This window comes from Marinobacter shunpengi (assembly GCF_045449695.1).
GTDB lineage: Bacteria > Pseudomonadota > Gammaproteobacteria > Pseudomonadales > Oleiphilaceae > Marinobacter.
The window spans coordinates 26,140-32,920 of record NZ_JBJJKZ010000019.1; the positions used below are offsets into that span (position 1 = coordinate 26,140).

The 6,781-nt window shown below is 62.3% G+C and carries 6 protein-coding genes; 1 reads left to right on the forward strand and 5 read right to left on the reverse strand.

Annotated features, from left to right (window positions below):
- Positions 1-8: 8 nt before the first annotated feature.
- Both ACJO2E_RS17415 and ACJO2E_RS17420 read right to left on the reverse strand, forming a co-directional pair.
- On the reverse strand, positions 9-1,445 hold the full coding sequence (locus ACJO2E_RS17415; RefSeq protein WP_406965533.1) for a DHA2 family efflux MFS transporter permease subunit: 1,437 nt from the start codon (positions 1,443-1,445) through the stop codon (positions 9-11).
- 1 nt (position 1,446) lies between these two features.
- Positions 1,447-2,463 carry a LacI family DNA-binding transcriptional regulator gene (locus ACJO2E_RS17420; RefSeq protein WP_406965534.1) on the reverse strand — a complete coding sequence of 339 codons (1,017 nt, stop codon included), beginning with the start codon at positions 2,461-2,463 and terminating at the stop codon, positions 1,447-1,449.
- A 281-nt stretch (positions 2,464-2,744) separates the two neighbouring features.
- Between ACJO2E_RS17420 and ACJO2E_RS17425 the strand changes: the two genes are divergently transcribed.
- Positions 2,745-3,146, forward strand: a complete 402-nt coding sequence (locus ACJO2E_RS17425; RefSeq protein WP_406965536.1) for a PilZ domain-containing protein — start codon at positions 2,745-2,747, stop codon at positions 3,144-3,146.
- Between the two features lie 42 nt (positions 3,147-3,188).
- On the opposite strand, the gene ACJO2E_RS17430 is transcribed toward ACJO2E_RS17425, so the two are convergent.
- The 3 genes from ACJO2E_RS17430 to ACJO2E_RS17440 form a co-directional block, all read right to left on the reverse strand.
- Positions 3,189-4,826, reverse strand: coding sequence for a methyl-accepting chemotaxis protein (locus tag ACJO2E_RS17430; RefSeq protein WP_406965538.1), 1,638 nt, complete (start codon positions 4,824-4,826; stop codon positions 3,189-3,191).
- A 139-nt stretch (positions 4,827-4,965) separates the two neighbouring features.
- Positions 4,966-5,265: an Rdx family protein gene (locus tag ACJO2E_RS17435; protein ID WP_406965539.1), complete on the reverse strand. Its 300-nt coding sequence runs from the start codon at positions 5,263-5,265 to the stop codon at positions 4,966-4,968.
- Positions 5,266-5,491: 226 nt separating this feature from the next.
- Positions 5,492-6,382: a chemotaxis protein gene (locus ACJO2E_RS17440; RefSeq protein ID WP_406965540.1), complete on the reverse strand. Its 891-nt coding sequence runs from the start codon at positions 6,380-6,382 to the stop codon at positions 5,492-5,494.
- Positions 6,383-6,781: the final 399 nt, after the last annotated feature.

Genomic DNA, 6,781 nt, shown 5'->3' on the forward strand with positions numbered 1-6,781 from the left:
CGTCGGGATCAGGCTGCGGTGGCTTCCTGCCGCTCCTGCGGCGGTGTTCTCATGCGGGCCATGGGATAGAGCCCCAGCAGGTAGAGCAGGGCCATCAGTGCGAAGGCATCCTGATAGCCGGGGAAAGCCAGTGGAATGCCCAGGCTGGAGGTCCAGAGGGTTTGCTCCTGCAGCAGGATGGCGGACAGGCTGACTCCCAGGGAGCCACCGAACTGGCGGGCGAAACTGACCAGCCCGGTGGCCTGGTTGACCATCTCCTGGGGCACAATGCTGACGGCGCCGATGACCACCGGGGGCATGGTCATGGCCAGGCCCACCCGGCCCAGGGCGGCCATCAGTGCCACCAGGGTCAGCGAGGTGCCGGTGTCGACTTCCGCGAGCACGATGCAGGAAACGGCGAACACAATCAGCCCGCCGGCCACCAGGATCTTGGGCAACACCCGGTCGGTGAGCCGGCCGATCACCGGGAACGACAGGGCCATGGCCAGGCCTGCGGGCATCAGCAGCATGCCCGCGGCGGAGGCGGATTCGCCCATGGCGGTCTGCACCAGCATGGGTAACAGGTACACCGAGCCGAACAGCCCCGCACCAGTGAGCATGGCCACGATAAAGGCCGGCCCGAACCCCGGATAGCGGAAGATCCCCAGGGCCAGCAGCGGCGACCGGCTTTTGAGCTGGCGCAGGGCAAAGGCGATGAACAGGGCCACTGCCATCAGCAGGCCGATGAGTACGGGGCTGCTGGTCCAGCCCAGGTGGGGGCCTTCCGAGAGCCCCCACAGCAGGGCCACCATCCAGCCGCACAACAGCAGGATGCCGGGGCTGTCCAGGCGTCGGTGCACATGGGGGGCGGACGCCGGCCGGGACAGGAAGGTGCTGCCCATATGGAAGGCCGCCAGGCAGAAGGGCAGTACCACCAGGAACACCGCCCGCCAGGACCACCAGTCCACCAGCACGCCACCCACCACGGGACCCACGGTCGGGCCCAGCACCACGCCCATGGCATACAGGCCCATGGCCTGGCCGCGCTGGTTGACCGGAAACACGGCGTACAGCATCAGCATCGCCAGGGGCTGGACCATGCCGGCGATCAGGCCCTGGATGATGCGCACCACAATCAGCATGCCGAAGTTGACCGCAAAGCCACCGGCCAGGGCGGCGATCACGAAGATCAGCAATGACCCCATGTAGGTGGTACGGGGGCCGAACCTGTCCACCATCCACACGTTCAGCAGCATGCCGATGGCCATACTGGCCAGGAAGGCGGTCACCAGCCACTGCCCCATGGTATGGCTGACCTCGAAGGTGTGCATGATGTCCGGCAGGGCGACATTGACGATAGTGGACGACAGCGACATGGTCATGGTGCCGATCATCACCGTCATCATGACCCACCACTTGTAACGGTCACCGTAGCGTTCCTGGAGCTGGTCCATGGAAGCAGCCATATCAGCCCACCTCCCGGTCCGAAGGTGGCACCGGACCGCAGGAGTCCCGCAATACCAGTTCGGTGGGGACGGTGACCTGGACCGGGCGCAGGCTGCTACCGTCCATCTGCTTGATCAGCAGCTCCACCATGGTGTCCACCAGGGTTTCCACCGGCCAGCGCAGGGTAGTGATGGCCGGTGAGTAGGTGGACACCCAGTCGTTGTCGCCAACACTGATGATGGACAGGTCCTCCGGTATGCTCAGGCCCAGCTGGCGGGCCATCTGCAATGTCAGCGCGAGGATCCGGCTGCCGGGCAGGATCAGGGCGGTGGCCCGGTCCGGCCCCTGCAGCATGGCTTCCAGGTCGGGCATCGGATTCAGGCCCACGGCCAGCGGTCGGATCAGGTCATCATCGACGGTCAGCCCCCGTTGCCCGAAGGCCTCCCGGTAACCGGCCTCCCGCTCACGGCCCGGCCATAGATGGGACAGTGGTTTAAGCAGGGCAATGCGGCGGTGGCCCAGCCCCAGCAGGTAGTCTACCGCCTGCCGGGTACCGGCTCGGTAGCCTACGCGCACCCCGTAGAAACGGCTGGGAAATTCCACGCTCTGGATCACCGTGGGGGCGCTGAAATCTTCCAGGGCGCTGATCAGTTCCGGATCATCCTCACTGTCGGGCACGAAGATGAGACCGTCCACCCGGCGCCGGCGGAACTCCGCCAGTACGTCCTTCGCTTTCCGTCCCCTGGCGCTGGCCAGCAGCAACATCAGGCCCCGGGCCTGCAGGCGCTGGTCAAGGCTGTTGATAATGGCGCCGTACAGGGGGTTGGCTACATCCGGCACGAAGAACCCCACTGCCCCGGTGGAGTTGGTGCGCATGCTGCGGGCGAGGCTATTGGGTTCGTACCGGAGGCGGGTCCTGGCCTCTTCCACCTTCTGGCGCAGCCGGGGGCTTACGGGCAGGCCGTTCAGCACGCGGGAGACGCTGCCTACGGATACCCCGGCTTCCCGGGCGACGTCCTTGATGGTGCTTCTGGCCATGGAACCTCGGCGAGTTCGTCAGTGCGACGACGGGCGGGCGCCGTCAGTTTGTGAGGAAGCGAATGAATTCGTAACAGTGGGATTGTAACGTTTCATTTTTGCCTTGTCGCCTGTTGCAAACCGAAATATTTTTCATGATAACGAGGGGAGGGAGGACGAGTTTTCCGAATCGTGACCTGTATCCGTAATCGGCGGATTCCATCGACTCCTGTCTCTGATAAATTGAGACTCCCGGACAAAAAGTCCCACAACAACGACAAATGCCATGCAGGGGAGTAGGTATGCAAGAGCGCCGGAGTCATCAGAGGCTGCCCTCCATCAGGGTGACCGCCAGGGTTGGCATCAAGCGTGGATTCCTTGGCAGGGACTGGCTGAATGTCAGGGTACTGGATTTCAGTAACCGGGGCCTGGCTTTTACCGGCGATGTTCCCCTGGAGCAGGACGACAGCTTCCAGATGAGTCTGCGGCTCAGCACCGAAACCGGCGATTTCGTGGTGGAGAAGGCCAGCGCGTCCATCTCCAATATCCGCAAGGTGTCGGACCGGCGCATCTACGGTGTCCACTTCGCCGACGACAACCCGGCGGCCACCCTGGCCAGCCTCGAGCGTATCGAAGGTATCGTGAAACGCTACAAGGAACTCAGCTCCCGCATCTTCAGACACCGGTCCGGCAAAGAGGCCTGAGGCCCCTTACCGGACAAGTCGACACTCCGGCCCGTTACCTGATCACACCTTGAAACGACCGGCCTGCTCCTTAAGGCTGCTGGCGTAACCGGCCATGGACTCGCTGATGGTGTTGAGGTCGGCGGAACGCTGATCGCTCTCGCCGGCCAGATCGTTGATCTGGGTAATACTCCGGTTGATCTCGTCAATCACCTGGGTCTGTTCCTCGGTGGCGGAGGCCACGCTGGAATTCACATCGGTGATGTCGTTCATGGCGTTGAGTATGGAGGACAGCTCGGTTTCCGCATCGGAGGCCAGGGTCTCCGTGGCACTGGCCTGCTCGCTGCCGGTCTCCATCACCGAAACAATGTCGGATACCCCGGACTGCAGGGCGGTGATCATCTCCTGGATGTTCTCGGTGGACTGTTGCGTACGCTGGGCCAGGGTACGCACCTCATCCGCCACCACCGCAAAGCCCCGGCCCTGCTCGCCGGCCCGGGCCGCCTCGATGGCGGCATTGAGAGCCAGCAGGTTGGTCTGCTCGGCAATACCCCGGATCACGTCCAGTACCGAGGTGATGTTGTCGGAATCCGAGGACAGCTTGCGGATCACCTCCACCGCCTTGGTGATCTGTTGGGCCAGGCGCCGCACCTGGTTGGCGGATTCCTGCACGATTTCCGCCCCCTTGTTGGCATTGCCCTGGGCATTGCGGGTGACTTCTGCAGCCCGTGAGGCGTTGCCGGCCACCTCCTCGATGGCGCTTTGCATCTCATTGATGGCGGTGGCCACCATGGTGATGGACTCAGTCTGTCGGGCCACGCCGTCACGGTTTTCGGACGCGGAGCGCTCCAGATCCCGGGCCCCTTCGGCAAGCTGCTCGGACAGTTCCTGGATGGTTCGGATCATACCCTGCAGGTTGCCCAGTACCGCGTTGAAGGACTGTGCCAACTGGCCCAGGTCGTCGTTGTTCTCCACCGGCACCCGCTGGGTCAGGTCACCCTCGCCCTGGGCGATGTTGTCCAACTGGTCCCGCAGGGTCCGGATGGAGGAGATGATCATCCGCAGGGCGGACACGAACACCAGCAGGGCAATCACCAGGGACGCCAGGGTCACCACGACGGTAATGGTGATGGCCTGGGCCCCCTCGCTGGAAGCACTGGCCGCCTGCTCGGACGCCAGCTTGTCCGCGAACTGCCCGGTCCGGTCGAAATAACCGCGCAGGGTTTCGAACAGTTCATTGGTTTCGTTCTGGATAAGCTCACGGCCGCCGTAGGTATCGCCAATCTCGGCCCGGCCCAGGGCTTGCTCCGCGGAGCTTCGCCATTGTTCGTAGGCGACATCGAAACCTTCCATTTCCGCTTCGAAGCCGGTGCCTTCCAGCTTCCCCTGGGCGTCATGGATACGGTCCCGGGCCTGGTCCGCGTTCTCGTGGAACGCTGCCAGAAGGTCTTCAGCGCCCTGGTTACTTTCACGGGCGCGGATGTAGCCATTCTGGGCCACAAGCGCCTGATAGAGATCCCGATCACCGTTGAGGATCTCGCTGGAGGCGGGTAGCAGGTTGTCCGCGAGAAAGTCCGTGCCCGAGACCAGATTGCGGGCGGTGATCACACTGAGAACGCCCAGGACGATAACTGCCAATGCAGTGATAACAAAGGGAAGGCCGACCTTGGTCCTGAATCCCAGCAACTTGCCGATAGCCATATAAATACTCCGATAATGGGGAATGTTCTTGTTGTTTTATGACGGAGTATAGACAAGAGTGTTGGATATAAAACTAATTTTGTGCGTTAAGTTGTCACGGCATGTGTATGAATATTGGCAGTTGTAACAAATGATAATCTCACTCGTTCCCCGGCTTGCGATCACTGTGTCCCAGCGATCGGTCGGGAGACACCGTATCCCGCACCAGTTGCTTGAGCTGGGTGATTTCCGGAAACCCGCCCATCTCCTTGCGGGACCAGATCCGCTGCCCGTCGACATGGACCTCGAAGATACCTCCGGTGCCCGGGTGTAGCGCCAGTTCGCCAATCTCGTCCTCGAAGGTGGTGAGCAGTTCCTGGGCCATCCACGCCGAGCGCAGCAGCCAGCGGCAGCCGGTGCAGTAATGGATGTCGATTTTGTGGGTGCGGGTATCTGCCATGGTGTCCCCCGGGTTGGCTGGATCGGATCGTGTAATGATCGGTAAGGAGAGGGGAGTATATCCTTCCGCTGCCAGGGGACAAAAGCCGGCAACCGGGGCGCGAAGGGCGATGCGGCAGGGCATGGTCGTGTGCTCCCGGAGGACATGGAAACCGGGCTCCATTGCACACAACCACGGTTACAGATCTGGTGTCTGAGCGGGCTGTCAGAAAACGTTCAGGAAACCGTCACACGGCGTCGGTGTGGGTACCCCGTAACATGGCCTGCAGCAGTTCCTCAGCGTCGAACTTGGTCAGCGCCTCGTTGGCACCCACCTGTTTCGCGTAGCTGACGCTCATCTCACTGTTCAGGGAGGTGTGCAGGATCACGTAGGGCTGCTGCATAGACCGGTCGTCCCGCAGGTGGAAGGTGAGTTCGTAACCGTCCATGCCCGGCATCTCGATATCGCTGACCAGGATGGTGACCGGGTTCTGGTCCCGGTTGCCCTGGATCAGGGTGTCCAGGGCGGTCTGGCCGTTGCCGGTGACCTCGTAGGGAATGTTTTCCCGGTCCAGGGCATCGGCAAGCTGGCGGCGGGCCACCTGGGAGTCGTCCACCAGCAGGATGCGCTGTTCCCGCAGGGTTTCCCGTTCAACGTCCGTGAGCTGCGCCGGGGGGCTGTGCAGGGATGCGGGGTAGACTCGGGCCAGCAGCAGTTCCACGTCCATCAGTTGCACCAGGTCGTTATCGATCTGCAGCAGCCCGGTGACAAACGCCTGGTCCCCCAGGGCCTTCGGGGGCGCCTGAACCTGCTTCCAGTTGGCCTCCACAATGCGGTCGACGGCCCGCACCAGGAAGCCGATTTCCTGGCGCTGGATATCGGTCACGATGATCGACGCGTTCTTGCGCTCCTCCCTGTCCAGGGGTGGATAGCCCACGGCGGAGGCCATATCGATCACCGGCACCGCAGAGCCGCGGAAGTTCATGGTGCCGATCACCGCCGGGTGACTCTGGGGGATCTGGGTCAGGCGCTGCAGGGTCATGATCTCGCGGATCTTCAGGGTACCCAGGGCCGACAGCCGGTTACCGGCCAGGCGGAACAGCAGCAGTTTCTGGGGGACGGCGTTACCTTCGCTCATGGAGGTTCCGGGGGCTTGAAAGTTAAACGTTGGAAGCTATCGCTAGTGCACTAGATGGTAGCCCACCGGGTCAAGAAACGGCAGGCTGCGATTGTTTCCGTTTGTACTCCCGGTTATCGATCTGTGGCGGGAAAGCTTTAGGGAACTGGGGCAAAATATTGTCTTCTCTGTCATGTGCTGTGCACTGACTCGCTGCTACCGAACGGGTGTAATTCAAACGCAAACCCCGCATCTGTTGGTCTGGTGTGAGTGCCCGTGCTAGTGTCCCGTCCGGGTAATTCGTTGATCTACTGAGCCCCTGAAAGCCTTGAGAGTAAGGCGCGGTGGCGAAGATTTGGTGGTTCCAAATCGAGACGCCGCAACACAGCTCTCAAGGCTTTCAGGGGCTCCCGAAGGGCG

What these genes read in the sequence shown, in the direction of transcription:
- ACJO2E_RS17425 (WP_406965536.1), top strand. Translation starts at nt 2,745, where the DNA reads ATGCAAGAGCGCCGGAGTCATCAGAGGCTGCCCTCCATCAGGGTGACC.
- ACJO2E_RS17430 (WP_406965538.1), bottom strand. Translation starts at nt 4,826, where the DNA reads ATGGCTATCGGCAAGTTGCTGGGATTCAGGACCAAGGTCGGCCTTCCC.
- ACJO2E_RS17415 (WP_406965533.1), bottom strand. Translation starts at nt 1,445, where the DNA reads ATGGCTGCTTCCATGGACCAGCTCCAGGAACGCTACGGTGACCGTTAC.
- ACJO2E_RS17420 (WP_406965534.1), bottom strand. Translation starts at nt 2,463, where the DNA reads ATGGCCAGAAGCACCATCAAGGACGTCGCCCGGGAAGCCGGGGTATCC.
- ACJO2E_RS17435 (WP_406965539.1), bottom strand. Translation starts at nt 5,265, where the DNA reads ATGGCAGATACCCGCACCCACAAAATCGACATCCATTACTGCACCGGC.
- ACJO2E_RS17440 (WP_406965540.1), bottom strand. Translation starts at nt 6,382, where the DNA reads ATGAGCGAAGGTAACGCCGTCCCCCAGAAACTGCTGCTGTTCCGCCTG.